We start from the raw sequence: 509 nt of genomic DNA, 5'->3' as shown, positions 1-509 counted from the left end.
CACGGACGCATTCGCCCTGTGGCACCGAAGACGGTGGACCAACTGCTGGACCAGAACCTGCACCGCCTGCGCAAGGCTCTGGTGGCGGACCAGACGCGCCTGATAAACCGTACCCGTGCACTGTTGGCCGAGCATGGCGTCATCATACCCAAAGGCAAGACACGCTTTGGCAGCACGGTCGCTGCTCTTCTGGAAGATGGCGAGAACGGACTGCCCTGGCGCTTGCGCCAACTGCTGGATAGGCAGTACCAACAATACTGTGCCTGGGAAAAGGAACTCGTGTGGTACCAGCAGGAGATCGAGAGCCAAGTCGAGCAGGATGAGGTCTGTCAGAACCTGATAAGCGTACCTGGCTTTGGCCCCATCAGCAGCAGCGCCTTCCGTAGCTGGATAGGCAATGGCCAACAGTTCGCCTGTGGTCGCGACGCGGCCGCTGCCCTGGGACTGGTACCCAGGCAACACAGCACGGGAGGAAAAACGATCCTCGGCAGCATTACCAAGAGCGGGGA

1 protein-coding gene is annotated in these 509 nt (G+C 60.5%); it reads left to right on the top strand.

Annotation, left to right across the window (positions count from 1 at the left end; translation table 11 throughout):
* Window positions 1–18: 18 nt before the first annotated feature.
* Window positions 19–509: transposase (locus H6X51_RS20390; RefSeq protein ID WP_185269137.1), on the top strand; the 491-nt coding region annotated here is incomplete at its 3' end.

Source organism: Halopseudomonas xiamenensis (assembly GCF_014219065.1).
Classification (GTDB): Bacteria; Pseudomonadota; Gammaproteobacteria; order Pseudomonadales; family Pseudomonadaceae; genus Halopseudomonas; species Halopseudomonas xiamenensis.
This window is presented reverse-complemented; position numbering and strand designations above follow the sequence as displayed.